At 69.8% G+C, this 25,096-nt stretch carries 23 protein-coding genes, 1 tRNA gene, 2 pseudogenes and 1 riboswitch; of the genes and pseudogenes, 11 read left to right on the forward strand and 15 right to left on the reverse strand.

Features of this window, described 5'->3' with window-relative positions; genetic code table 11:
- Nucleotides 1-7: 7 nt before the first annotated feature.
- Nucleotides 8-382, reverse strand: coding sequence for an amidase family protein (locus ACTWQR_RS22690; RefSeq protein WP_443228960.1), 375 nt, complete (start codon nt 380-382; stop codon nt 8-10).
- Nucleotides 383-579: 197 nt separating this feature from the next.
- Between ACTWQR_RS22690 and ACTWQR_RS22695 the strand changes: the two genes are divergently transcribed.
- The 6 genes from ACTWQR_RS22695 to ACTWQR_RS22720 all read left to right on the forward strand — a co-directional run bounded on the left by ACTWQR_RS22695 (nt 580) and on the right by ACTWQR_RS22720 (nt 5,716).
- Nucleotides 580-1,923 carry an ABC transporter substrate-binding protein gene (locus ACTWQR_RS22695; protein WP_443228961.1) on the forward strand — a complete coding sequence of 448 codons (1,344 nt, stop codon included), beginning with the start codon at nt 580-582 and terminating at the stop codon, nt 1,921-1,923.
- Entirely contained in the window at nt 1,920-2,660 is a 741-nt protein-coding gene (locus ACTWQR_RS22700; RefSeq protein ID WP_443228962.1) for an ABC transporter ATP-binding protein, read from the forward strand. Before ACTWQR_RS22695 ends, ACTWQR_RS22700 begins: the two co-directional genes overlap by 4 nt.
- Nucleotides 2,657-3,379, forward strand: a complete 723-nt coding sequence (locus ACTWQR_RS22705; RefSeq protein ID WP_443228963.1) for an ABC transporter ATP-binding protein — start codon at nt 2,657-2,659, stop codon at nt 3,377-3,379. Before ACTWQR_RS22700 ends, ACTWQR_RS22705 begins: the two co-directional genes overlap by 4 nt.
- Nucleotides 3,376-4,248, forward strand: coding sequence for a branched-chain amino acid ABC transporter permease (locus ACTWQR_RS22710; RefSeq protein ID WP_443228964.1), 873 nt, complete (start codon nt 3,376-3,378; stop codon nt 4,246-4,248). The genes ACTWQR_RS22705 and ACTWQR_RS22710 overlap by 4 nt, the downstream gene beginning before the upstream one ends.
- Nucleotides 4,245-5,291 (forward strand): branched-chain amino acid ABC transporter permease, encoded by a 1,047-nt coding sequence (locus ACTWQR_RS22715; RefSeq protein ID WP_443228965.1) that lies wholly within the window; start codon nt 4,245-4,247, stop codon nt 5,289-5,291. Before ACTWQR_RS22710 ends, ACTWQR_RS22715 begins: the two co-directional genes overlap by 4 nt.
- A gap of 173 nt (nt 5,292-5,464) precedes the next feature.
- The gene (locus ACTWQR_RS22720) at nt 5,465-5,716 is read left to right on the forward strand and encodes a hypothetical protein (RefSeq protein WP_443229032.1); all 252 of its coding nucleotides are present in this window, start codon (nt 5,465-5,467) and stop codon (nt 5,714-5,716) included.
- On the opposite strand, the pseudogene ACTWQR_RS22725 reads toward ACTWQR_RS22720, so the two are convergent.
- Together ACTWQR_RS22725 and ACTWQR_RS22730 are read right to left on the reverse strand one after the other, a co-directional pair.
- Nucleotides 5,605-5,934: pseudogene (locus ACTWQR_RS22725) on the reverse strand (hypothetical protein); the annotation flags it as partial. The gene ACTWQR_RS22720 and the pseudogene ACTWQR_RS22725 overlap by 112 nt on opposite strands.
- A gap of 48 nt (nt 5,935-5,982) precedes the next feature.
- A tRNA-Pro gene (locus ACTWQR_RS22730) sits at nt 5,983-6,056 on the reverse strand.
- 152 nt (nt 6,057-6,208) lie between these two features.
- Between ACTWQR_RS22730 and ACTWQR_RS22735 the strand changes: the two genes are divergently transcribed.
- Together ACTWQR_RS22735 and ACTWQR_RS22740 are read left to right on the forward strand one after the other, a co-directional pair.
- On the forward strand, nt 6,209-6,913 hold the full coding sequence (locus ACTWQR_RS22735) for a transketolase (RefSeq protein WP_443228966.1): 705 nt from the start codon (nt 6,209-6,211) through the stop codon (nt 6,911-6,913).
- 83 nt (nt 6,914-6,996) lie between these two features.
- Nucleotides 6,997-7,929: a transketolase family protein gene (locus ACTWQR_RS22740; protein WP_443228967.1), complete on the forward strand. Its 933-nt coding sequence runs from the start codon at nt 6,997-6,999 to the stop codon at nt 7,927-7,929.
- Nucleotides 7,930-8,062: 133 nt separating this feature from the next.
- Here the strand turns inward: ACTWQR_RS22740 and ACTWQR_RS22745 are convergent, their stop codons facing one another.
- Together ACTWQR_RS22745 and ACTWQR_RS22750 are read right to left on the reverse strand one after the other, a co-directional pair.
- Nucleotides 8,063-8,422 carry an MmcQ/YjbR family DNA-binding protein gene (locus tag ACTWQR_RS22745; RefSeq protein ID WP_443228968.1) on the reverse strand — a complete coding sequence of 120 codons (360 nt, stop codon included), beginning with the start codon at nt 8,420-8,422 and terminating at the stop codon, nt 8,063-8,065.
- Nucleotides 8,423-8,687: 265 nt separating this feature from the next.
- Nucleotides 8,688-9,068, reverse strand: a pseudogene (locus tag ACTWQR_RS22750) (Gfo/Idh/MocA family protein); the annotation flags it as partial.
- Nucleotides 9,069-9,335: 267 nt separating this feature from the next.
- Here ACTWQR_RS22750 and ACTWQR_RS22755 point away from each other — a divergent pair.
- Nucleotides 9,336-11,219, forward strand: coding sequence for a DUF2264 domain-containing protein (locus ACTWQR_RS22755; protein ID WP_443228969.1), 1,884 nt, complete (start codon nt 9,336-9,338; stop codon nt 11,217-11,219).
- Nucleotides 11,220-11,358: 139 nt separating this feature from the next.
- On the opposite strand, the gene ACTWQR_RS22760 is transcribed toward ACTWQR_RS22755, so the two are convergent.
- From ACTWQR_RS22760 to ACTWQR_RS22785, 6 genes are all read right to left on the reverse strand, one after another.
- Complete coding sequence (locus ACTWQR_RS22760) at nt 11,359-11,964, reverse strand: GAF domain-containing protein (RefSeq protein ID WP_443228970.1); 606 nt, start codon at nt 11,962-11,964, stop codon at nt 11,359-11,361.
- Nucleotides 11,961-12,560 carry a GTP-binding protein gene (locus ACTWQR_RS22765; protein ID WP_443228971.1) on the reverse strand — a complete coding sequence of 200 codons (600 nt, stop codon included), beginning with the start codon at nt 12,558-12,560 and terminating at the stop codon, nt 11,961-11,963. Before ACTWQR_RS22765 ends, ACTWQR_RS22760 begins: the two co-directional genes overlap by 4 nt.
- On the reverse strand, nt 12,538-12,909 hold the full coding sequence (locus tag ACTWQR_RS22770) for a DUF742 domain-containing protein (RefSeq protein WP_443228972.1): 372 nt from the start codon (nt 12,907-12,909) through the stop codon (nt 12,538-12,540). Before ACTWQR_RS22770 ends, ACTWQR_RS22765 begins: the two co-directional genes overlap by 23 nt.
- A 2-nt stretch (nt 12,910-12,911) precedes the next feature.
- Entirely contained in the window at nt 12,912-13,346 is a 435-nt protein-coding gene (locus ACTWQR_RS22775) for a roadblock/LC7 domain-containing protein (protein ID WP_443228973.1), read from the reverse strand.
- Nucleotides 13,347-13,411: 65 nt separating this feature from the next.
- Nucleotides 13,412-15,631 (reverse strand): sensor histidine kinase, encoded by a 2,220-nt coding sequence (locus tag ACTWQR_RS22780; protein WP_443228974.1) that lies wholly within the window; start codon nt 15,629-15,631, stop codon nt 13,412-13,414.
- 353 nt (nt 15,632-15,984) lie between these two features.
- Nucleotides 15,985-17,193, reverse strand: coding sequence for an MBL fold metallo-hydrolase (locus tag ACTWQR_RS22785; protein WP_443228975.1), 1,209 nt, complete (start codon nt 17,191-17,193; stop codon nt 15,985-15,987).
- Nucleotides 17,194-17,424: 231 nt separating this feature from the next.
- On the opposite strand from ACTWQR_RS22785, the gene ACTWQR_RS22790 reads away from it, so the two are divergent.
- On the forward strand, nt 17,425-18,615 hold the full coding sequence (locus tag ACTWQR_RS22790; protein WP_443228976.1) for a Glu/Leu/Phe/Val dehydrogenase dimerization domain-containing protein: 1,191 nt from the start codon (nt 17,425-17,427) through the stop codon (nt 18,613-18,615).
- A 69-nt stretch (nt 18,616-18,684) separates the two neighbouring features.
- Nucleotides 18,685-19,305, forward strand: a complete 621-nt coding sequence (locus tag ACTWQR_RS22795; RefSeq protein ID WP_443228977.1) for a TetR/AcrR family transcriptional regulator — start codon at nt 18,685-18,687, stop codon at nt 19,303-19,305.
- A 140-nt stretch (nt 19,306-19,445) separates the two neighbouring features.
- On the opposite strand, the gene ACTWQR_RS22800 is transcribed toward ACTWQR_RS22795, so the two are convergent.
- The 4 genes from ACTWQR_RS22800 to ACTWQR_RS22815 form a co-directional block, all read right to left on the reverse strand.
- Nucleotides 19,446-20,231 carry an SGNH/GDSL hydrolase family protein gene (locus ACTWQR_RS22800; RefSeq protein ID WP_443228978.1) on the reverse strand — a complete coding sequence of 262 codons (786 nt, stop codon included), beginning with the start codon at nt 20,229-20,231 and terminating at the stop codon, nt 19,446-19,448.
- 144 nt (nt 20,232-20,375) lie between these two features.
- Nucleotides 20,376-21,095, reverse strand: a complete 720-nt coding sequence (locus ACTWQR_RS22805) for a DUF6250 domain-containing protein (protein WP_443229027.1) — start codon at nt 21,093-21,095, stop codon at nt 20,376-20,378.
- 346 nt (nt 21,096-21,441) lie between these two features.
- Nucleotides 21,442-22,422, reverse strand: a complete 981-nt coding sequence (locus ACTWQR_RS22810; protein ID WP_443228979.1) for a M23 family metallopeptidase — start codon at nt 22,420-22,422, stop codon at nt 21,442-21,444.
- Between the two features lie 4 nt (nt 22,423-22,426).
- A riboswitch (cyclic di-AMP (ydaO/yuaA leader) is annotated at nt 22,427-22,590 on the reverse strand.
- A gap of 294 nt (nt 22,591-22,884) precedes the next feature.
- Complete coding sequence (locus ACTWQR_RS22815) at nt 22,885-24,966, reverse strand: alpha-galactosidase (protein WP_443228980.1); 2,082 nt, start codon at nt 24,964-24,966, stop codon at nt 22,885-22,887.
- Between the last annotated feature and the right edge of the window lie 130 nt (nt 24,967-25,096).

Genomic DNA, 25,096 nt, shown 5'->3' on the forward strand with positions numbered 1-25,096 from the left:
CGTCACCTTACGCGCCTTCCGAACCCTCCAGCCCGGAGAAGGTTGCCTCGGTCACCCCTGGCACGACCGCTCGGCGTGGCTCGCGATGGCGGACCAGGTAGGTCGCGTCGGGGCGCTCGTAATGACCGGCCGGGTCGTACGCGTTCTTCGCGATTACGAGGTCCGCGAGCACTCTGGAACCCGCCGTGTTCGGCAGCCCGGCCACGTGGATGTTGCCCTTGACGGCCGGCGGAAGCCCGTGCAGCGGGCCACGCGGCGAGCTGCGGGCCGCCTCACGGGCCACGGCGAGCGCCCGGTCGGCGGCCAACGTGACGAACGCGCCCAGCCCGGCCGTTCGCTCGGCGCGGGCGAGCAGCTCCTCTGCGTGCCGGACACTGTTCATCCCGGGACCGTAGAGGCGGGGTCCCAGCTGGTGAACAAGCCGTTCCGCAAGGAGAGACCGCGGACGAAACAGGTCCTGTTTCATCACCATTTCACAACGGCGTCGCCGCCGTTTCTCATATCGAATCCATGCACTGTGCACCGGCTCCGCGCAGCCCTACGTTCACCGCTCCGTCACCAGGAGCCAGGAGTCACCGCATGGACCACTCCGCGCAGCAGCCGAAGAACCAGCCGAACAGACGAACCGTCCTGCGGGCCCTCGGGCTCGGCGCCGCCACCGCGGGCGCCGCGCCGCTGATCGCCGCCTGTGGCGGGGGCGGCCTGAAGGGCTCCGGATCGTCGTCCGGCGACGTCATCAAGATCGGTTACGTGAGCCCGCGCACCGGTGCGTACGCGGCCTTCGCCGAGTCCGACGAGTACATCGTCAAGCAGGCCAGAGCGGCCTTCGCCAAGGGCATCAAGTACGACGGCAAGACCTACAAGGTGCAGATCCTCGACCGCGACACCGGCTCCGACCCGCAGCAGGCGGCGACGATCGCGAACGAGCTGATCTCCCAGCAGGGCGTGGACCTGATGCTGGTCACGTCGACGCCGGAGACCGTGCACCCGGTCGCCAACAAGTGCGAGAGCGAGGGCGTGCCCTGCATCTCGACCATCGAGCCCTGGCAGGCGTACTTCTTCGGACGTGGCGGCACCCCGCAGAAGACGTTCACGTACACGTACCACTTCTTCGACGGCATCGAGCACGTCGTCGCCGGCGAGAGCGACATATGGCGGATGTTCGACACCAACAAGAAGGTCGGTGTCCTGTGGCCGAACGACGCCGACGGCGGCGCGTTCCGCGACAAGAAGACCGGCTTCCGCGCGCATGCCGGGGTCAAGGGCTTCACCTTCGTCGACCCGGGCGCCTACGAGAACGGGACGAAGGACTTCTCGTCGATCATCGCGACGTTCAAGAAGGAGGGCGTGCAGATCCTGGCGGGTGTGCCGACGCCGCCGGACTTCGCGACCTTCTGGACGCAGGCCGCCCAGCAGGGCTTCAAGCCGAAGGTGGTCACCATCGCCAAGGCCATCCTCTTCGAGTCGTCGGTCGCCTCGCTGCCGAACGGCCTGGGCGACGGACTGTGCACCGAGAGCTGGTGGCTGCCGCAGTTCCCGTTCAGCTCCAGCCTGACCGGGCAGACGTCGCAGCAGCTCGCCGACGACTACGGGAAGTCCGCGCAGGCCAAGGGCCGCAGGTGGAACCAGGCGCTCGGCTTCAACCACGCCCTGTTCGAGATCGCGGGCGACGTCCTGCGGCACGCGAACCCCAAGGACAAGAAGGCTGTCGCCACCCGGATCGGAAAGACCAGCCTGGACACGGTCATCGGCCGCGTCGACTGGACCGCGGGCGGCGCGGCCAACCCGGTCAAGAACGTCGCCGCCATCCCGGTGGTCAGCACCCAGTGGATCAAGGGCAGTGGCAGCGCGTACGACCTGAAGATCATCGGCAACACGATGATCCCCGAGGCCAAGATCGACATGAAGGCCCGGGAGCTGTGACGGCGCCGACGCTCCAGCCGCTGCTGGAGGTCGAGCACCTGGCCGTCAGCTTCGGGGCCCTCAACGTCCTGGAGGACGTTGAGCTGGCGGTCCCGCGCGGCCAGGCCGTCGGCATCGTCGGCCCGAACGGGGCCGGCAAGTCGACGCTGCTGAGCGCCATCTCGGGCGTCGAGCCCGTCACCCGGGGCACCGTACGGCTCGGGGGTCGCGACGTCACCCGCGCTTCCGCCGCCCAGCGGTGCCGGCTCGGGGTCGGCCGGTCCTTCCAGATCCCCCGCCCGTTCGGGGATCTGACGGTCTTCGAGAACGTCCTGGTCGGCGCCCAACGCGGTGCCGGGCTGCGCGGGGCCCACGCCCGCGAACAGGCCCTCACCGCGCTGGAGACCACCGGCATGCTCCCGGTCGCCAACAAGCCGGCCGGCGGCCTGCCGCTGCTCGGCCGCAAGCGCCTGGAGCTGGCCCGCGCCCTGGCCACCGCCCCCGAGCTGCTCCTGCTCGACGAGATCGCAGGCGGCCTCACCGAGAGCGAGGCCGACGAACTGGTCGGCACCGTCCTGTCGCTGAAGGAGGCCGGCGTGACCATCCTGTGGATCGAGCACGTCGTCAAAGCCCTGGTCCAGGTCGTGGACCGGCTGGTCTGCCTCGCGTACGGCCGCATCCGCGTCGACGGCGACCCGCACGAGGTCCTCGCCAGCCCCGAGGTCGCCGAGGTCTACCTGGGAGGTACGCCAGCATGAGCAGCCCACTGCTGCACCTCGATGCGATCGATGCCGGATACGGGGACTTCCAGGCCCTTTTCGGCATCACCCTCGACGTCGCCGAAGGCGAACTCCTCGCCCTTGTCGGCGCCAACGGCGCCGGCAAGTCCACCCTGCTGCGGACCGTCGCCGGGGCCCTCAAGCCCGTCAGCGGAACCGTCCGCTTCGACGGGGAGGACGTCACCGCCCTCCCCGACATCCACCGTTCCCGCAAGGGCATCGGCCTCGTCCCCGAGGGGCGGCGGCTCTTCCCGTCCCTCACCGTCGAGGAGAACCTCCGGGTCGGCGCCGCCACCGGCCGCAAAGGCCCGTGGGACCTGAAGAAGGTGTACGAGATGATGCCGCTCGTCGCCGACCGCCGCACCCGCAAGGCCGCCCGCCTCTCCGGAGGCGAGCAGCAGGCCGTCGCCATCGGCCGCGCCCTGATGGGCAACCCCCGCCTGCTCCTGCTCGACGAGGTGTCGCTCGGCCTCGCGCCGCTGGTCGTCGAGCAGCTCTACGCGGCGCTTCCCGGCATCCGCACCGAGGGCACCACCGTCCTCCTCGTGGAGCAGGACCTGACCCGCACCTTCGCGGTCGCCGACCGCATCGCCTGCGTCCTGGAGGGCCGCGTCGTGCTGACCGCCCCGGCCGCAGACCTGACCCGTGAGCAGGTCACGGCCGCCTACTTCGGCACCTTGGAGGTGACGTCCCCATGACGTGGCTCAACGCCGTCGCACAGGGCATGCTGCTCGGCGGCATCTTCGCCATGGCCGCAGCGGGCCTGTCCCTGATCTTCGGGGTGATGCGGGTCGCCAACCTCGCCCACGGCGACCTGATGATCCTCGGCGGCTACGTGGCCTCGGTGGCCGCCGTCAGCCTGCACATCCCCGTCGCGCTCACCGTGCTGGTCTCGATGGCGGCCGTCGGCGGCCTCGGCTACCTCATCCAGCGGACACTGCTCGACCGGGCCATGGGGCTCAGCGAGTTCGCGCCCCTGATGGTCACCTTCGGCATCTCCGTGATCATCCCCAACGTACTTGTCCAGCTCTTCAGCAACGACACCAAGCCGCTCGCCATCGGCTCGCTCGGCACCGCGAGCATCCGCATCGGCGACGACCTGGCCATCGGCTGGTTCCCGCTGATCACCGTCGTGGCGGCGGTCGCCGTCCTGTCCGCGCTGCACTTCTTCCTCTACCGCACCCAGCCCGGCCGCATCGTCCGGGCCACCGCCGACGACCGCGCCGTCGTCCGGCTGATGGGCGTCGACAACCGCAAGGTCTATGCCCTCACAAGCGTCATCGCCTTCGCCACCGTCGCCCTGGCCGGCACCCTCTACACCATGCGGCAGGGCGGGGTGACCCCGTACGAGGGCCAGCTCACCGTCCTGTTCGCCTTCGAAGTCGTCATCATCGGCGGCCTCGGCTCGCTGTGGGGCACCCTCGCCGGCGGCATGGTGCTGGGCATCGCGCAGTCCGTCGGCGCCCAGATCTCGCCCGACCTGCCGTTGCTCGCCGGGCATCTGGTGTTCCTGGCGATTCTGGTTTTCCGGCCGCAGGGCCTGTTCGGCAGGAGTGTGCTCGCATGACCGCCCAGACCACCGCCGTCGACTCCCCGGCGGCCCCGTCTGTACCCCCCGCCGTCCGACGCGGCGGCCGCGCCGCCGTCCTCGGCCTGACCGGGACGTTCCTCGTCCTGCTGGTCATGGCGAGCCTGCCCTACGTCGTCGACAACGGCGTCACCACCCAACTGGTGAAGCTCTGCTACCTCATCGCCCTGGCCTCGATGTGGAACCTGCTCGCCGGATACGCCGGCATGGTCTCCATGGGCCAGCAGGCTTTCATCGGCCTCGGCGCGTACACGCTGTTCGTCGTCAACGACCACGGAATCAACGTCTACGCCGGCACGCTCGTCGTCTCGGCGGTCGTCGCCCTGATCGCGTGGCCGGTGTCCTACATCGCCTTCCGGCTGCGCGGCGGCTATTTCGCCGTCGGGACATGGGTGATCGCCGAGGTCGTTCGCCTCATCGTGGTCCGCTTCGACTCCCTCGGTGCCGCGAGCGGCCGCAACATCACCACCATCACCGCCGAACCGGTGCTACGGCAGGCGTACACCTACTGGTTGGCCCTCGCCGTGATGGCGGCGGCGATGCTGGGCACGTATCTGGCGCTGCGCAGCCGCCTCGGCGTGGACCTCCAGGCCATCCGAGACGACGAGACAGCGGCCGGCTCACTCGGCGTGAACGTCACGCGTGGCAAGCGGATCATCTACATCGCGGCGGCCGGCGGCTGCGCCGCTGCCGGAGCGGTGATCTGCGTCGACAGCCTTGGGGTGGCCTCGCCTTCACAGATCTTCGGGGTGCAGTACACGGCCCTGATGATCTTCATGGTCGTCATCGGCGGCATCGGCACCGTCGAAGGCCCGGTCATCGGCGCCCTCGTCTACTTCCTCCTCGACAAGTACTTCGCCCAGAGCGGCGTCTGGTACCTCGTCGTCATCGGCGCCGCCGCCATCGCCGTCTCCCTCTACCTTCCACGGGGCCTGTGGGGCACCCTGGCCCACCGGACCGGTTTCGCGATCTTCCCCGTGACCCACAAAGTCCTGCAGACCGCGGGACGTGACGAGGCCTGACAGCCGCCCGCCCGGAAAGGAGTCGCGCAAGCGACTCCCCATCGGAGCCGCCCGATCCGCAGGCCGTGGCCAGGGCGGTGTTCAGCGGCCCCACCGAGGGGACTTGGGTTCTAAAGGTGGTTGCGACACCCCACAGGATCAGGTGTCGCAACCACCTTTGGAACCCAACAGGGATGACCGGGACCAGCTTCTGCGGCGGCTTCGGCTGCCGGACCCGTTCCATCGGCGACCGGTCGATCTCGCCCTCGTCCAGCATCAGCCACTTGAGAAACCGCTGCGGCGCCTTGTGCTTGTTCAGCGCGGTCGACGCCGACCGCGTCTCGATCATCCACGCCTGGAACGCCTCGACGTGCGCGCGGGTGACGTCGGTCGGACCCTCGACCGCGTCATCGGCGTCCGGATCCGGCGAGTACTCCTCCAGGTAGCGGCCCAACTGCGCGGTCGTCAGCAGGTAGTTGTACCGGGTGGCCTCCGGATGGTTCCCCGACCGCAGCAAGCGGTCCCAGTCCCGTACGAATCCCGACCGGATCGTCGACAGCCCCGTGGTGATCTTGTCCAGGTCCAGCAGCGGCATCCTCGCAAACCTCCGAGTAAAGGCGCCTATGAGCGGCGTGCTCAACCCCGAAGATCCGAAACGACCCATACGAAAAGGGCCTCCGCAAGTGTTCACCTGCGAAGACCCTTCACACTGTCGGGACGACAGGATTTGAACCTGCGACCCCTTGACCCCCAGTCAAGTGCGCTACCAAGCTGCGCCACGTCCCGATGCCCGTTGTGACCTGGGGTTTCCCCTGGCTGAACGCGCACGGAAACAATACCGCACTCGGGTCGGTGGTCGCGCACTCGTTTTGTCCGGCGACGTGGTCCGACGACCGTCGCTTGACCTCAAGTTTGATTGAGGTTGCACGATCGTCGGCATGGCGACGACAGAGGTAAAACGTGAGTACGGGTACACGGATCTGCCCGGCCTGATGGCGCTGATGACCGGGGATGAGAAGCACGGACCGGCGGCGACGTCCACGCTGGACGCGCTGTGGGTGCTCTACGACCGAGTGCTGCGGGTTACGCCGGAGCGGGCGGCGGATCCGGCGAGGGACCGGTTCCTGTTGTCCAAGGGGCACGGGCCGATGGCGTACTACGCGGTGCTCGCCGCCAAGGGCTTCTTACCGGTGAGCTGGCTGCCCGGTTTCGGCACGTACGACTCGCCGCTCGGCCATCATCCGGACCGCGTGCTCGTGCCGGGTGCCGAGATCGGCAGTGGGTCGCTCGGGCACGGCCTGCCGATCGCGGTGGGGACAGCACTGGGTCTGCGAGCCCAGGCGCTGCACGACCCTGCCGTGTGGGTGCTGGTCGGAGACGCCGAGCTGGACGAGGGCAGCAACCATGAGGCGATCGCGTACGCCGGTCCGGCCGGGCTCGACCGGCTGCACACCGTCGTGATCGACAACTCCTCCGCCACTTACGCGCTGCCGGGCGGGATCGCCGCGCGGTTCGAGGCCGCCGGCTGGTCCGCCGAGACCGTCGACGGGCGGGACCACGAGGCCCTGTACGCCGCGTTCAGCGCACCTCACCCGGGACGACCGCGCGTGGTCGTCGCCCAGGTGGCACCGAAGTCGGTCTGAGCCGGTCACCCCACACTCCCCCCAACGCGCACCTTCCCCCTGTCTCTCCCCCTCCTCCCTCCCCCTCCAAAGGATTCTTCGACATGGACACCATGCGTGACCGTTTTGCCCCCGTCGTCTCGCAGCTGATCGACGAGGACCCACGCGTCGCAGTCGTCCTCGCCGAGATCGGACGGACCGATTTCGAGGAGACTCGGCACCGGCACCCGGACCGTGTGATCAACGTCGGCATCCGCGAACAGTTGCTGATCGGGACGGGCGCGGGCCTGGCGCTGACCGGGCTGCGACCCGTCGTACACACCTTCGCGAGCTTCCTGGTCGAGCGGCCCTTCGAGCAGGTCAAGCTCGATCTCGGCCATCAGGACGTCGGCGCGGTGCTGGTCAGCGCCGCGGCGTCCTTCGACTGGCCCTCGGGCGGTTACACCCACATGGCGCCCGGCGATGTCGCCCTGCTCGACACGCTCGACGGCTGGACCGTGCACGTTCCCGGCCACCCGGACGAGGCGGAGACGCTACTGTGGCACGCCGTCACGGCAGGTGACGACAAAGTGTACGTACGGCTGTCCGTGCAGTCGAACACGGAGGCCCTCGCCGTCGACGGCGCACGGTTCCTCACCGTCCGCGAAGGGCGAGCCGGTGTCGTCATCGCGGTCGGGCCGATGCTCGACGCCGCACTCGCCGCCACCGAGGGGCTCGACGTCACCGTGCTGTATGCGACAACCGTGCGCCCCTTCGACTCGGCTGCGCTGCGCCACGCCACGGAGACGGCCGGCACCGACGTCGTACTCGTCGAGCCGTACCTCGCCGGCACATCGACCTCCGCCGCGAACGACGCCCTCGCGGACCTTCCCCACCGCGTGCTCGGCCTCGGCGTCGGCCGCCGTGAGCTGCGCCGCTACGGCGAGATCGAGGAACACGTTGCCGCGTACGGGCTGGACGCGGGGGCGTTGCGGGAGCGGATCGGTGGGTTCCTGGAGGCGGGTGTGGGTGCGCGGAGTGAGGATTTGAGGGTGTGAGCACGGCAGTTCGTGGTGCCGTGCTCGTGCCCTGAAGTCGCGGGTCCACCATGCTCGCGGGTCCCTCCACGAGCCCAACGGCACAGTGCTCGCTCGACGATCACTGGATGGCCAGCCTGGTCGGCCCACTGGTTCAGCCCCCAGCCGGAAGCCCCAACTCCGGGTAGGACTCCAGCAGTCGGGTTGGAGCAGCCTGTCGCCAGGAGTCCGCGAGGATGTCGCGCAGCTCGTCCGTGTCCTCCAGCAACGCGAGCCGCACACGGACCCATGCGAAGCCCGCCTCGTGGTCGGCGATCCAGAACTTCCCGGGCTCCGCCAGGACCAGTTCGTCGCGCTCCACCTTCGGACAGCGCACGGCGATGGAGGTCTCGTCCTCGGGAAGCGTGGCGAACATCTTCCCCGCGACCCGGAAGGTGGGCATGCCCCAGGCGATCTTCTCCGTCGTGTCCGGCAGAGAGAGGGCGATTCGGCGTACGTCTTCGGCTTCCGGCATGGAATGCACCGTAGCCAATCCCACTGACAATCACCTGCTGGGAGCGGGTACCGAAGCCTCGGCCGCCCCCCAACACCCGCCGTACTCCCCGTGCTCCTCCACGTACTTGTAGAAGATCGTCGTCGGGTGCAGCACTCCCGAAGGCGTCCTCGCGTAATCGGGAATGACGCCCGCCCGGCGCCAACCCGCCGACCGGTGAGGGGACTCGGCCGGGCTCCCCGTCTCGGTGTCCAGGTTGAGCAGGGTCAGGCCCGCCTCGGCGGCCGTGGCGCATGTTGTGGCCCACGTAGAGTCGGGTGCCCGTCTCGTCGGCGGTGCGCAGGACGAGGTCGCACCGCTCGATGGTGATGTCCAGGGGTTTCTCGACGAAGACGGGCTTGCCTGCGCGCAGGGCCTCGCAGGCGATGTCGGCGTGCGTGTGGTCCGGCGGGAGGACGAGCACGGCGTCGATGTCCGGATCGTCGATGACCTTGTGGTGGTCGGCGACAGTACGGGCGCCCGGGATTCCGTCGGCGGCCCGATCCCGCAGCGCAGGGTCGTGTTCGGCGACGACGGTCACACGGGAGCCCGGGCCGGGCCGGTGGGCGGTGCGAGCGAGCGAGCCGCGCAGGCCGTAGCCGAGGGCGCCGAGGCGCAGATCGGTCATGGGGTGCCTTCCCATTCGGTGACGAGAAGTCGAGGAGACGGCGTGCGAGCAAGCCCTCGCGATGTGCGAACAAGCCTCACCATGTACGAGCAAGCCTCGCGGCGTACGAAACAGGTCTCGCGGCGTACGAACAAGCCTCGCGCCGTACGAAACAGGTCTCGTGGCGTATGAATCCGGCTCAATTGATCTATCTGCCGCAACGAGCCGTATCCCTCCTCAGAGGAAGCCTGGAAGCTCACCCGGCAATCGAGGAGTCGGAACCCCGTCATGCCCGCACCCCACCTGGCTCTGCCGCCCACCGACCACGTCCTGTCGCCGCGCACCGGCTGGACGCGGGCGCACTGGGAGGCGCTCGCCGACCGGCAGTTGGAAGCGCTGACCCCGTATGCGACGCCGGGCCTGGCGCAATATCGGCTGCCCGGTCGGACCTCCTGGTCGGGGGTGGTGTCGGACGGCCTCGAAGGGTTCGCGCGGTCATTTCTGCTGGCCTCCTTCCGGATCGCCGGGGCGGGCGGCGAGGTCGATCCCCGTCTCGTAGAACGCTACGCGCGGGGACTGACAACGGGCACGGACCGCGACAGCGGCGAGGCCTGGCCCGAGCTCACCGACTGCTCCCAGCAGATGGCGGAGGCCGCCTCGATCGCCGTCGGGCTGCACGAGACCCGCCCCTGGATCTGGGACCGACTGGGCATCGAGGCACGCGAGCGGATCGTGGACTGGCTGTGGGGTTTCGTGGGACGCCGCACCTGGGACAACCACGGGCGCCTGTACCAGGTGGTGGCCGAGCAGTTCCTGGCTTCGGTCGGCGCACCATACCGGCAGGACGACATCGACGGCGGGCTCGACCGCCTCGAGGACTGGTACGTCGGCGACGGCTGGTACAGCGACGGGGAGGGCCGGAGCTTCGACTACTACAACGGCTGGGCCATGCACCTGTACCCGCTGCTGTGGTGCCGGATGACCGGCGGCGAGGGCGGCGGCCGCGGCCGGGTCTACCGGGATCGGCTCGCCCAATTCCTCACCGTCTACCCGCGGTTCTTCGGCGCGGACGGCGCGCCCGTGCACCACGGCCGCTCCCTGACGTACCGTTTCGCCACCACCGCCCCGGTGTGGCTGGGTGCCCTCGCAGGCTGTACGCCGCTGGCGCCGGGCCTCACCCGGCGGCTGGCCTCCGGCACGGTGCGGCACTTCGTGGAGCGCGGGGTGCCCGACGAACGGGGGCTGCTGCCGCTCGGCTGGTACGGCACGTTCCTGCCGATGACCCAGCCGTACTCCGGGCCCGCGTCACCGTACTGGTCGAGCATGGGCTTCCTGGGGCTGCTGCTGCCTCCGGAGCACCCGGTGTGGACCGCCCACGAACTGCCGCTCCCCGTCGAGGAGTCTGACCAGTACACCGCGCTCCCGGCTCCTGGCTGGCTGCTGCACGGCACGAAGCACGACGGCATCGTCCGTCTGGTCAACCACGGCAGCGACCACAACTCGCCGGCCGGGTCCGCCGAGGACGATCCGCACTATGCGAAGTTCGGCTACTCGACGGCGACCGCACCCGAGGCGGGGGAGCACGCCTGGGAGCGGACCATAGACGGGCATGTCGCGCTGGTGGCCCCGGACGGCACGGCGTCACGTCGGCGCAGGATCGTTCCCCTGAGCTGCTCCGGACGCACGGCGACCTCCCGCTACGTCGCCCAACTGCCTGGCAGCGAAGAGGAGTTCCCGATCGAGACGACGAGTGTGCTGCGCGGCCCGTGGGAGATCCGGGTGCACCGAGTGCTCGCGCCGCCCGGCGTGACGGTCCGGGAGGGCGGTTACGCGGTCGCGGCCGAGACGAGACCCACCGCCGAGCGGGGCCACGGTTGGGCGCTGGCCCGCACCGAGAACGGGCTGACCAGCGTGGTCGTGGCGCTGCACGGCTGGGACGAGGACACAGGCATCGCGCGCGAGGTCGAGGCCAACGCCTTCGGCCCCCACTCGGCGACGCCGTACCTCCGGTGCGCGGCCGGCCGCCCGGGAGGCAGCGGTGTGTATGTCACGCTGCTCACTCTGACGCGGGACGCCGTACACCCCCAAGCGCTACGGGAATCGGTGTCCTGCGAGGTCGAGGGGCGCGAGGTCCGGATCACCTTCCCCGAAGGGGACAGCGTCTCCGTATGAGCTGCGTCTACTAGTTACCTGCGCCCACGCTCACATGACCTACGACCCACGGCCTATGGCCTATGGCCTATGGCCAAGAGGACACACATCTCGTACGACCCATGTGTGGCGCCAACACACTCACCAACGCCCCCTCAGATCAGAACCCGCCCTCCCGGACCTCGAGCTGCTCGACGATCTGCTCGACCAGCTCCGCCGCCATCGACTTGATGGTGTCCAGGCCCGCCCTCCCCCACGGCCGGGGCTGGACGTCGATGACGCTCACCGTGCCGAGCACGATGCCCGTACGGTCGATGAGCGGAGCGCCGAGATAGGAGCGGATGCCGAACTCGTCGACGACCGGGTTGCCGGCGAAGCGGGGATAGTCGCGGACGTCCTCCAGGACCAACGCCTTGCGCCGGACCACCACATGAGGGCAGAAGCCGTAGTCGCGGGTCATATAGCGGCCGATCCTGGGTTCCGTACCGTCCGCGTGGTCCGTACGCGCCGTGGTCAGCAGGTCGGCCGGGAGGCTGCCGTACGGAGTGTGCAGGCCTGCGAAGAACTGCCGTTCCTCGTCGATGAAGTTGACCATCGCGTAGGGCACCACGGCGATTTCCGCGAGCCGGTCCGCGAAGACGTCGAGGGCCGGCTCCGGGTGCTCCCCCAGCCCGAGACCACGCAGCCGCCGCGTTCTGGCGGGAGCCTCGTTGTCCTCGGGGGTGAGCAGCAGCCGACCGGCCGGGCGCGGCGGGTCGTACCTCATGTGTGGGCTCCATGGCTGGGGGCGTGCGAGGGCGCGTGGGCGAGCAGGTGGCGGACGAGGGTCAGCAGGGTCTGCACCCCTGAGCTGGAGATCCGGGCGTCGCAGCGCACGACGGGCACCTCCGGGTCGAGGTCGATCGCCGCCCGCACCTCCTCCGGGTCGTAGCGGTAGCCGCCGTCGAACTCGTTGATGGCGAGGATGAATCCCAGGCCACGCTGTTCGAAGAAGTCGACGGCGGCGAAGCAGTCCTCCAAGCGGCGGGTGTCGGCGAGGATGACCGCGCCGAGCGCGCCTTCGGACAGCTCGTCCCACATGAACCAGAAGCGCTCCTGCCCGGGGGTGCCGAACAGGTACAGCACGTGTTCCGGGTCCAGGGTGATGCGCCCGAAGTCCATCGCGACGGTCGTCTCGACCTTGTTCTCGATGCCGTCGAGGTTGTCGGTCGCGGCGCTGACCGTCGTCAGGAGCTCCTCCGTGCTGAGCGGCGCGATCTCGCTCACCGCGCCGACGAAGGTGGTCTTGCCTACCCCGAAACCTCCCGCCACCAGGATCTTCAATGCGGTGGGAAAGGGGTCAGAGCTGTCGTCGTAGTCCATCGAGCACTGCCTCCAGAAGAGACCGGTCAGTGGGGTTGTGGTGGAACGTCGGGGGCTTCGTGGACAGCGCCCCGCAGTCGACCAGATCGGACAGCAGCACCTTGGTCACCGCCGCCGGCAGCTTCAGGTGCGCGGCGACCTCGGCGACCGAGACGGGATCCCGGCACAGTTCGAGTGCCTGGGTGTGTTCAGGGCCGAGATAGCCGAGGGGGGTGGCTCCGGTGGCCATCACCTGCGACAGGAGGTCAAGCGCCGTGCTCGGCCGGGTCCGGCCGTTGCTTACCTGGTAGGGACGCACCAGCCGCCCGGCCGCGTCGTCGAGCCAGGGCCCGTCGCCGGCCGCGGCCACGCTCAAGGCCTCATCGCCGACGGTTCGACGGCGTGCTGCCTCGGCGCGGTCATCAGGTACGGGCGGACGCTCTTGACCAGCATCGCCATCTCGTAGCCGAGCACCGCCGCGTCGGCCTCGCGTCCGGCGAGCACGGCCAGGCAGGTGCCGGAGCCGGCGGTGGACACGAACAGCAGGGTGGAGTCCAGTTCGACGACGACCTGACGCACGTCTCCGCCGTCCCCGAAGCGGACGCCCGCGCTGCGGCCCAGGGAGTAGAGGCCGGAGGCCAGGGCCGCCATGTGGTCGGCGCTGTCGGGGTCGAGGCCGTGCATCGACTTCACGAGGCCGTCGCAGGAGAGCAGGACCGCGCTTCTGGTGTGCGGTACGCGCTGCACCAGGCCGCTCATCAGCCAGTCGAGATCGGATGCGTGGGCGGTCGGCACATCGCTCGCCATGGGGGATCGACTCCTTGAAGTACGAAGGTCTGCGGGAGCGGAAGTGGGCGTAGGGGTGGCGTGGTTCATCCGGCTGGTGTGCTCCCGTCGTGCCGGGCAGTGAGATCGTGACCGGGCGCGGGCGCTGCGTCGCGCGCGGCGTGCACCCCGGGTGGGTCGTGCGCTGTGTGCGCCTCGCCTATGGGCGTTCCGTCCATGTGGGCCGCATCCATGGGCGCCGAGCCCATGTGCCCCACGTTGTTGTGCCCCACGTCGTTGTGCCCCGCATCCCGGTGCGCCGCGTCCCTGTACTGGGCCTCGGCCAGCCCGATGCCGCGCTGGAACGCCGCCATCAGACCGGGGTCGTGACCGATGTGGACCTCGGAGTCCTGCCGGGGTGCGGGTCCGCCGCGCAGCTCGGGCACGATGTGCTCCTGAGCTCGCCGCCTGGGTAGTTGGGGCTTGCCCATGGTGCCGCGCACCGTCCCGTTGCGCGGGGCCGGCGGCGTGGACATGTTCTCCGTGAGCAGTCGCCGATCGTCGGGGCGGAGGCCGGGCACGGCCTCCGCCGGGTTGGGCCGCGTCCGGGCACCGCGCACGGGCAGGGGGGCCGGGCCATCCGTGCCGTTCACGACCGACAGCCCGACGGGCGTACCGTCCCGCCGCGGCTGTGCCGACACTGCGGCCCTCAGGTCGCGGGACGGATACGCCGCGGTCTCCTGCCGCGGCGGATGCGGTACGTCGACGGAGACGCCCGGCACGACACCCTGCACAGGGACTGGCGTTCCGTGAGCGGACGTCCCGTGGACCGGAGAGCCATGTGTTGCAGAGCCATGCGCCGACGTGTCATGGCCCGGAGTGCCGTACAGGGACGTGCCCTGTGCCGCCATGCCATGGGAAGCCGCAGTCCCTTGTGACGGAGCACCATGGGCCGAAGCCCCACGCATCCCCGTCCCGCGGGCCGGAGTGCCTTGGATCGATCCCCCCTGCCCCGACCCCGACGTCCCCTGCCCCGGCGCCCCGTGCGTCGAAGCACCCCCCTCAGGCCCACTCCGCGGCCGCCCCGTCCCCGCCCCCGGCTGCTGCCCCTGCTGCTCCTGTTCGGCACCGAGCAGTGCCTGCGGCACGACGAGGACAGCCTGCACACCGCCGTAGATATTGGTCTGCAGCCGGACCGCGATGCCGTGCCGACGTGCGAGCTGTGAGACCACGAACAGCCCGATACGGCCGTCCTGCAAAAGGCTCGCGACATTCACCTGGTCCGGGTCGGCGAGCAGCGCGTTCATCTTGTGCTGTTCGGCCAGGGGCATGCCGAGCCCGCGGTCCTCGACCTCGACGGCGAGCCCCGAGGTGACGACGTTGGCCCGCAGCAGGACCTGGGTGTGCGGGGCCGAGAACACCGTGGCGTTCTCGACGAGTTCGGCCAGCAGATGGATCACGTCGGCCACGGCGTGACCGCGCACCGTGCCGTCGATCGGCGGTACGAGCTTGACCCGCGAGTACTGCTCGACCTCGGCGGTGGCGGAGCGCAGCACCTCGGTCATGGAGACCGGGTTGCTCCACTGACGTCGTGAGACGGCGCCGCCGAGCACGGCGAGGTTCTCGGCGTGGCGGCGGATACGGGTGGCGAGGTGGTCGACGTGGAAGAGGCCCTTGAGCAGGTCCGGGTCCTCGATCTCGTTCTCCAGCTCGTCGAGGATCGAGATCTCGCGGTGCACGAGGGACTGCAACCGCCGGGCCAGATTGACGAACACCTCGACCTTCTGCTCGCTGCCCGCGTGGCTGGACAGCTGGGAGGCCTGGACGACCGCGGTGACGGCGCCGTCCTGGGCGCGCGCCATGTCGTCGGCGAGCAGGTCGAAGTCGTCGGCGTCCGGGGCGGGTTGGCTGCGTGGACGGCTCGCGGGCGGTCCGTCGCCGCGGCGCAGCGTCTCGACGAGGGTGCGCAGATCGGCCTGGCCACGGACGCTGCTGCGGCGCAGCGTGCCGATGCGATCGCGTACGGACGAAGCGGCGCGGTTGGCGGCCACGGCGGCGATCACGATGCCCGCGAAGGCCACCGCGAAGGCTCCGCCGAGCACGATCCAGAGGGTGGGGCCGGGCCGGGCGGCAGTCGTGCGGACGATGAAGAGCACGGCGGCACTGGCGCTGAGGGCCACCGCGATGGGCGGCAGGATCGCGAGACGGAGGAGCTGGGGCCGTATGTGGGTCTCGGGCAGCGAGGGGGCGGTGCGGGCGACCGGTCGCCCGTGCCGCCCGCCCTCGCGGCGGTCTGCGCGTGCGGCCGGTGCGCGAAGATGAGACATCAATGTCCTCGTGCTGGTGTATCGGGGCCGTGGGGCTCCCGCGGGTCTGCGACTCGGGCATGCGCCATCGCTGCGCCGGTGACGAGAGCCGACAATCCGGCCCTGCGTCGCCCGACGGCCACTCACAGTAGTCGCTGGCGCATCATGCGCGGTGGGCAGTTGACGAAGTCCAGCGGTCAGCGTCCCGCTCTGGTATGAGCGCTCGTACGACAGACCGATAAGCCCCCGGTGCGTGCGCTCCTGAAGCGCATCGAACCGATCAGACCTGGTCAGAAGCGGTCAGCAAAAATCGGCGAGGGCCGAGGAGCAAGCTGCTCCTCGGCCCTCGCCGAACGCTCTGGTGCGCCTTCGAATCACCCCGCCGGGACTGTTTCCGGGTCTCCGGTGTCCTCCGTGGCGTCACCCGGTGCGTCACGGACCGTCTCCACGGCGGCGAGCACCGGCCAGCCTCCGGCCGGCTCGACGGCGACCCCGCGCCACCAGGGATCGGTCGGGACGGTCTCGGCCGTGGGCTCGAAGGGCTCGCCCGGCCGGGGCAGCGCGATCCGCGCGCCGGCCGAGCGGGCGGCGGTGATGGTGCCCTCGCCCGGCTCGGCCCAGGGGTGCGTCGCCAGGTTGAACGTCGCCCAGTGGATCGGCAGCATCACACCGCTGGACTGGCCACCCTGCAGGTCCAGGTGGGCACGCATGCCCTCCTCGGGCGTCATGTGGATGTCGGGCCAGAATTCGCTGTACGCACCGATCTGGATCATCGTGGCGTCGAAGGGGCCGTGCTCGGCGCCGATGTCCTTGAAGCCCTCGAAATAACCGGTGTCGCCGCTGTGATAGATCCGGTGCTCGTCACCCGCCACGGCCCACGAGGCCCAGAGGGTGTGCTGCGTGTTGCGCAGTCCGCGGCCGCAGAAGTGGCGGGCGGGTGTGGCGGTCAGGGAGATTCCGCCGACCTTCGTCGTCTCGTTCCAGTCCAGCTCGCGCAACCGGTCCGCCGAGACGCCCCAGTGCTCCAGGTGGGCGCCGACGCCCAGGGGCACCGCGAACACCGTGTCCGTACCGGCCAGGGCCTTGATCGTGGGCAGGTCCAGGTGGTCGTAGTGGTCGTGCGAGATGACGACCACGTCGACCGGGCCGAGCGCCTCCAGCGGCAGGGGCACGGGATGCAGCCGCTTGGGCCCGGCAAAGGCGAACGGGGAGCAGCGCTCGCCCCAGACGGGGTCGAAGAGCACCCGGTGCCCGTCGATCTCGGCGAGCACACTGGAGTGCCCCATCCACGTCAGCCGCAGCCCGTGGGCCGGAGGCTTGGCGAGGTCGGCGAGTGTCGTGGCGTGCACCGGCACCGTGCCGGACGGGGCGCGGCGCACGCGCTCTTCCTTCCGGAAGAAGGCAGTCGCGAACTCGCGCATGGCGCCGTCGGGCCGGGGAGCACCCTCAGGATTCCGGAAGACTCCATTGGCGAAGTTCGGAGATCTGCGGATGCGCTCCATGCGCTCACCAGTCGGATCCGCGCCGAAAGCGGCGGGCCGCAGAGCTCGGAGCCCGGAGCTCGGGTAACGGAAACCGGTCACAGCACCTCCATGTGGAGTCGGTCGGACAGTCCATTATGGGCGCCGCCTCTGACAGCGCCGGGTCCAGCGTATGACCGCGCGGTGTCCGCACCGGACACCGCAAGATCCACCGCGTACGGCAACAGGCCTACAGCGAAGATCGATTCGGCACGTTGACAGAGTGGTTCCACGCTTCCAATACTGACTGATCATTCAGTAATGACGGGCGCGGACTGCCCCTGAGGAGTTTCCATGACCGCCACGGACACCAGCCCCTTGATGACTCTCACCTGGACCGACCATGTCACCGGCCGTCAGGGGCACCTGGTCGTCGACCGGCTGGTACGCGGCGTTTCCAGTGGCGGCCTGCGGATGCGGGCGGGCTGCACGCTGGACGAGGTCGCCGGGCTCGCGCGCGGCATGACCATGAAGGAGGCGCTGCACTACAACCCCGAGAGCCGCTACATCCCGCTGGGCGGCGCCAAGGGCGGCATCGACTGCGATCCCCGGGACCCGGCGGCGTACGGCCTCCTCGTGCGCTATCTGCGTGCCGTGCGCCCGTACGTCGAGAGCATCTGGACCACCGGCGAGGACCTCGGCCTCACCCAGGACCTCGTCGACCGGGCGGCGGCGGAGGCGGGGCTCGTCTCGTCCATCCAGGCCGTGTATCCGCTGCTCGACGACGAGACGACGGCCCGGCGGCGGCTGGCGGACGCGTTCGCCGTCGAGGTGGACGGCATCGGGCTCGACGAGCTGGTGGGCGGCTGCGGGGTCGCCGAGTCGGCATTGGCGGCCCTGGACCGGGCCGGGACGGCGTACGCGGGGACGCGGGTCGCCGTACAGGGCCTGGGCACCATGGGCGGGGCCACCGCCCGGTTCCTCGCGCGCGCGGGACTCACCGTCGTGGCCGTGGCCGACGTGAAGGGCACGATCGCCAACCCCGAAGGGCTGGACGTCGACGCGCTGCTGGCCGCCCGCGACGCGTACGGAACGGTGGACCGCTCGGCGCTGCGCCCGGCCGACCGCGAACTGCCCGGCGCCGCCTGGCTGTCCGCCGAGGCGGAGGTGCTGGTGCCGGCGGCGGTCTCGTACGCGATCGACGCCGCCGACCAGGAGCTCATCACGGCTCGTTGGATCGTCGAGGCCGCCAACATGCCCGTACTGCCCGAGGCGGAGGAACTGCTCGCCGCGCGCGGGGTCACCGTCCTACCGGACGTCGTCGTCAACTCCGGGACCAACGCCTGGTGGTGGTGGACGCTGTTCGGCGACATCGGCCCCGACGCGGACGAGGCGTTCGCGTACACCCGGCGTTCGATGCGTGCCCTGATCGACCAGATGCTCGCGCGCGCGGAGGCGGACGGGACGACACCAAGGGCGGCCGCGCACGCGATCGTCGCGGAGCGGCTGCCGGTCATCGCGGAGCGGTTCGGATGGTACCGGTGACGGCCCGCGGCGCGGAGGGGAAGCGCCCCTCCGCCGGTGTGGCCCCGGGGGACGGAATAGGGTTGCCCGGTGGCGAGAGTGCGGTTGAGCGTGGCGGAGCGGCGTGAGGAGTTGCTGCGGGCCGCCATCGAACAGATCGAGGAGCGCGGCGTATCCGCGGTGCGGATCGCCGATGTGGCGGCCTCGCTCGGCGTGAGCAACGCGCTGGTGCTCTATCACTTCTCGACGAAGGAGAAACTGGTCGCCGCCGCGTTCACGTACGCCGCCGAGGACGATCTCTCCCGTCTGCGCAAGCTGCTCGGCCGCCGCACGACGGCGCTGCGGCGGCTGCGGGCGGCCGTCCGCTGGTACGCGCCGACCGGGCAGGCAAAGGGCTGGCGGCTGTGGATCGAGGGCTGGGCGGCGGCGCTGCGCGAGCCCGCGCTGCGCGATGTCACCCGTGACCTCGACCGCGAGTGGAAGGCCGCCATCACCGAGGTCATCGCGGAGGGCGTCGCCGCGGGCGAGTTCCACTGCCCGGACCCCACCAGCACGGCGCTCCGCCTCACCGCCCTGCTGGACGGGCTCGCCGTCCAGATGACGGCGTACCCGGGCGCGGTGTCACGGGCTCGCACACAGGAGTGGGTGGACGACGCGCTCGCCCGCGAACTGGGGCTGGAGCGCGAGGCGTTGACGGCACCGGGCGCTTGAGGCGACGTACCGCCACCTTGTCTGTGACGAGTGGCCGGGCACGGCTCAACGCCACCGGTCGAGCCCCGCCCGGCCCTCCTCCAGGCCTGCAAGCCACCGACTTTCAAGCCGTCAGGCCTTCGCCTTCAGCCCTCAAGCCCTCAAGCCACCCGGTCGATCCGCATCTTGATGTCGTCCGGCGACAGGCTCCCCTTCGCCACCACACGGTCCCCGGACGACTCTCCGCGCAGCCGCCGCCCGATCCACGGCACCAGGTACTCGCGCGCCCAGTGGATGTCGTCCCGCCGCACCTCGAGGGTGCCGCGCGGCGGCAGGGGCGGCCACGGCTGGTCCGGGTCCGCGGGCACCTCCAGGCCGAGGACCTGGCCGGCGCGCAGGGCGACCCGGGTATGACCCTCGGGCGACAGGTGGAGCCGGTCGCCGTCCCAGGCCCGCCGGTCCTGGATGGCCTTGAGGGACCACAGGTCGAGTACGGGACAGCCGTACCGGTCGGCGATGGCGCGCACATGCCCGTTGTATGTGGCGATCTTGCCGCGCAAGTGCTTGAGCACGGGGATGCCACGGGTGTCGAAGCCGGTGGTCACGAGCACCGTACCGATGGCCGACGTGAGCTCGGCGACCGCGCGCTCGAACCGCTCGGCGACCTCGTCGGGGTCGGTGCCGGGCCGGAGGATGTCGTTGCCGCCCGCACAGAAGGAGACCATGTCCGGCGCGAGCTCCTTCGCCCGCCGCAGCTGGTCCTCGACGATCTGGTCGAGCAGTTTCCCGCGGACGGCGAGGTTGGTGTAGCCGAAGTCGCCTTCTGGCCGCCGGTCCGCGAGCAGCACCGCGAACCGGTCGGCCCAACCGACAAGTGCCCCGTCAGGGCCGGGGTCGCCGACGCCCTCGGTGAAGCTGTCCCCCACCGCTACGTACGACCCGATCACTGATCTGTTGTCATTCTTCGAATCGTCTGCCACATCGACCCATGATTCCCTTCGGGTGTGAGCTACGCGACCGTAGGAAAGGGTTGACGCGCGGTGAGATAAGCCACTCGTCAAGTATTGGTCAACACCGGAATAAGACTCCGGTCAGGAGTCGTTGAACCGCCGCCACACTCGGAAGTCCGTGATCCTGAAATGGCTCCAGACCGTCCGGAACGCGAAGTGCCCGCTCGTGTACGGCTCCGGGTCCGCGTAGTCGAAGACGAGCCGCCCGTTGTTCCACCACTGGACCGTCGAGCCGTGCGAGACGATCCGGACCCGGTTCGGCTCGTTCGCCGTGAGCAGCGGCTCCGTGTAGTCGTAGATCATCGGTCGGACGCCCGGCTCGCCGACGTAACGGCGCAGGCGAGTGGTCGTGTTGTAGTTCGCGCCGTAACCGGAGTAGTACGTCTTGAGGTAGTCGTACTCGGCGAGCGCGCCGCCGCGCGCCGTCGCGAAGAGGTCGTCCGGGGAACGCACGTCGACGGCGTTCCAGAAGTTGTTGAGGTCCGACACCCGGTCGTTCGCCCCGCCCGCCGAGACCGGCGTGGCGGTGTACTCGATGACGTACGGCCCCTTGAGCTTCCGCTTGAACCAGACGGTCGCGCCGCTCGGCACGTCGATCTCCAGGACACCCAGCGAGGCGGTGACCGTGCCGCCGTCCTGCAACTCGGTGGCCCATTGGCCGAGTCCGTGCCGGAAGTCGTCGTGGGCGATAAGCCGTCCCCTGCGGTGGCGCGTCCCCGCGCTCGCGGTCCCCGCGGGAACGAGCGCCGCGAGGGCGGCGCCGGCAGCCAGGGTTCCTAATGCTCTACGGGTCGTCATGATGCTCCTTCTGTACGGCAAGTACGGCATGTACGGCATGAACGGCGGGTCGCGATGATGGCGAAGCGGGCACCCGCCCGGCCTCGTCGACGGCGAGAAAGCGCTTGCCGAGATCACTGTGCCCTCACCGTCACACCCCTGTCACGCCCCTCTCGACACATCGCCCAGCCATGCCACGCGACGGCAATGCGGCGATCACGGTCCGACCGACCTCGGGCGAATCCCAGGCATGCCGCATGCCGCATGCCGCAGTTGCTCCCAGACAAGCCGAAGGCCGGACCCCGGGGATCAAGGGGTCCGGCCTTCGGAGACGAGCCGGGTGGTCCGGCCCTCGTGGTGAGCTGGGGTGTCAGATGGAAACACCCTTGCCGCGCAGGTACGCCAGCGGGTCCAGGTCCGAGCCGTAGTCCGGAGTCGTACGGATCTCGAAGTGCAGGTGCGGCCCGGTCACGTTGCCCGTCGCACCGGAGAGGCCGACCTGCTGCCCCCCGGTCACGGTCTGCCCGGCCGACACGGAGAGGGAGGACAGGTGGGCGTACTGGGCGTAGCGGCCGTCGGCGAGTTGGAGGACGACCTGGTTGCCGTAGGCGCCGCCCCAGCCTGCGGAGACGACCGTGCCCGCGCCGACCGCCTTGAGCGAGGTACCGGTCGGGGCCGCGAAGTCGACACCGGTGTGGTAGCCGCTGGACCACATGCTGCCCGACATCTTGTAGGGCGTACCGACGGACGCACCCTCGATCGGCAGGGTGAAGCCGGTGGCACTGGCGGTGTCCGCCGCCTTGGGAGCCGCCGCCTTGGGAGCCGCCGCCTTGGGAGCCGCCGCCTCAGGGGCCGCGGTCGCCTTCCTCGGTGACGACTTGGGGGCCGCCTTGGCGGAGCCGGAGCTCGAGCCGGTGCCGGTCTCGGCCGCGGCCTTCTCGCCGATCGTCAGCTTCAGGCCCGGGTGGATGAGCGACGGGTTGCCGCCGATCGCCGTGCGGTTGTCCTCGTACAGCTTCTTCCAGCCGCCGCTGACATCCTGCTCGTCGGCGATCTTCGAGAGATAGTCACCCGACCGAACCGCATATGTCTTGGTCGTCGACTTCGCGGCCGCGGCCTTCTTTTCGGCGGCGGCAGAAGCGGATTCGGCGGCCTTGTTCGAAACAGTGGCACTGCTAGAGACATTCGAGATATTCGCAACCGACTCGGCGGCGGACTGCGAAGTCGCGGCGTTCGCGCCGGTCGCTCCCAGCAGCGGCAGGGCGAGTGCGGCACCACCCGTTCCGGCGACGGCTATGGAGCGTGTGAAACGCTGGGACTTGGGACGGCGGTGCTTACCCTTCGCGGGCATGGCGAATTCCTCTCCTGCGCCTGCGAGGTGAGCTGTCGGGTGCGAGCAGGAGATGCCCGGCCACGCTTTCGCGCAGCTTTACCCCAAGCCGTTCCGGAGACCGGAACAGGCGTTGTACCTGTGGGTCCCCCGCTCCTGCCGTTTCGGGTGAGTGTGCGGATTCCGGGCGGCGGCAGGATTGGGCGTCCGTCCGGATTGGTGGCGAACGTAAGCGACCTGGACGGGCAGGGACAACCTTTGGAGTTTCCTGTGCGCCCGTTCTCTTGATCGATGACCGAAATGTCAGTCACCCTGCGTAAATGAAAGATCTCAATCTCTTCTTAAAGCCCTGGAAACACAGGCGAATTACGTGAACATGGCGACAGCGGACCGTCATGAATATGACGCTGCTCACGAACCGCCGACTTAGGAGCCCGCATTCCAGAGCGAGTTGGAACGAAGGCTCCAATACGGACACAACAGTCACATGCGACGCAGCCGGATAACTGACGCATCAAGGTCCCCACGCAACCCCGTCCGCAGCCCGTGATGCAACAGCACCGCCCCTCGGTGCACTTCGCCCGTTTCGAGGCATTCGTACACAGCTGTCGGGTCGAGGCCACGCAGCCGCACCGGCGCGACCGGCTCGCCGTAGTGCTGGGCCTGGAGCCAGGCGAGGACGACGACCTCGTCGCCGAGGACGTACTGCACGGCGCTCAGTCCACCCTCGGGCGCCCGCAGCCGGTGGAGGTCGCCGCGCTGCACGACGGGCCGGATCTCCTTGTAGAGCTCCACCCAGCCGCGCGCCTCGGCCAGTTCCTCGTCGCTCCACTCGGTCAGGTCGCCGCCGACTCCGAGCACCCCGGCCATCGCGCTCACGAAGCGGAAGCGCAGCGAGCTGACGCGCCCGTTGAGCTGGACGTTCGGGCTGTCGGTGACCCAGGCGGCCATGGCCCGGGCGGGGTGCAGCTGGCTGAAGCCGTGCTGGATGGCGAGCCGGTCGAGCGGGTCGGTGTTGTCCGAGGTCCACACCTGGTCCGTACGCGCCATGATCCCGAGGTCGATCCGGCCGCCGCCGCCCGAGCAGGACTCGAAGGCGACGCCGGGGTGGGCTGCCCGCAGCCGGTCCAACAGGCCGTACAGAGCGTGCACATGGTCGACCCACAACCGCTGCGGGTACGGCTCGCCCGGCCATCCGGCGTCCGTGAAGCAGCGGTTGAAGTCCCACTTCACGTAGTCGATGGGCGCGCTGGAGAGCAGCGCGTCGAGCTGCTCCCACAGGTACTCCTGGACGTCCCCGCGGGCGAGGTTCAGAACGAGTTGATTGCGGAGCTCCGTCCGCTTTCGTCCCGGTTGGAACTGCACCCAGTCGGGATGCGCGCGGTACAGCTCGCTGTCCGGGTTGACCATCTCGGGCTCGACCCAGATACCGAACTGCATGCCGAGCGCGTGCACGTCGTCGGCGAGCGGCTTGAGCCCGGCCGGGAAGCGGGCCGGGTTCGGCGTCCAGTCGCCGAGCCCGGCCCGGTCGCTGGTCCGCGTCCCGAACCAGCCGTCGTCGACCACGAACAGCTCGACCCCCATCGCCGCCGCCCGCCGCGCGAGCGCGCCCTGCTGCTCCTCGGAGATGTCGAACTCGGTGGCCTCCCAGGAGTTGAAGAGCACGGGCCGGTCCTGGTCCGCGTCCGGGATCACGTACGCGCGCTGATACGCGTGCCAGGCGCGGCTCGCCCCGCCGAAGCCGCCGTCGCTCCACAGCCCCGCGAAGACGGGCGTGACGAAGCTCTCCCCCGGCTCCAGTCGCACAAGACCCGAGTCGTCGTACCCGGCCCCGCCGGTGATCTGCACGCGGGCGTCCGGGAGTTGGGCCACGGCGATCCGCCACGACCCCGACCACCCGAGCGCGCACCCGTAGACCTCGCCGCGCTCCTCGGTCGCCGCGCCCTCAACATCGAGCGCGACCCACGGCAGGTGCTGATGCCCGGTGTGGCCGCGTCGGCTGCCGATGACCTTCTCACCGTAGGTGAGATCGGAGCGTACGAGCCGTGACTCCGCGGCCCACCGCCCGTGCAGCTGGGAGAGCCGCCAGTTGTCGCGGTGCGGCAGTGTCCAGGTCGCGGAGTCGGCGCGCAGGACCTCCAGAACGGGCCCTTCGTTGGACAGCGTCACCCACCGCTCGACGACATCGGTCGCGGCCCGCATCCGATAGTGCAGCGTGATGCCGAGCCCCGAGTCGGAGAACCGCAGCCGCAGTTCGTCGCCGTCGGCCTCGTACGCCTCGAAACGCCACTCGGTGCCGCGCCGCTCCTCCGTGCGAACGGACAGCGCGGGCCGTACGAATCGGGGGCCGCCCTCGACCGGGTACTCCTCATGTCCGTCGAGGGAGGCCTCGAAGGGCCAGTACTCCGGGCCGGGGCGCGCGGCGAGTGCTTCGGCGTCGGCGAGGGCGATTCTCGGGCCCCAGTGCAGATGCAGCAATTCGTCGTCCGCGCCGAGCCGTAGGGCGTAACTGCTCGTGGGCCCGGAAAGAACCCACGTACGACCGTCTGCGCCGATCTCCACCATCAAGCCCTCACATATCCGAACAGGCACGCTCAAGTACGAACACCATCATGACCTACGCGTCTCGTCGGCAACGCCTGTGGACAACTCATTGGCCCACGCATCCATGTCGTATCGTCGAGAGCGCGCCCCG

Origin of the sequence: Streptomyces sp. 2A115 (assembly GCF_052245575.1) — a bacterium.
Lineage (GTDB): Bacteria > Actinomycetota > Actinomycetes > Streptomycetales > Streptomycetaceae > Streptomyces.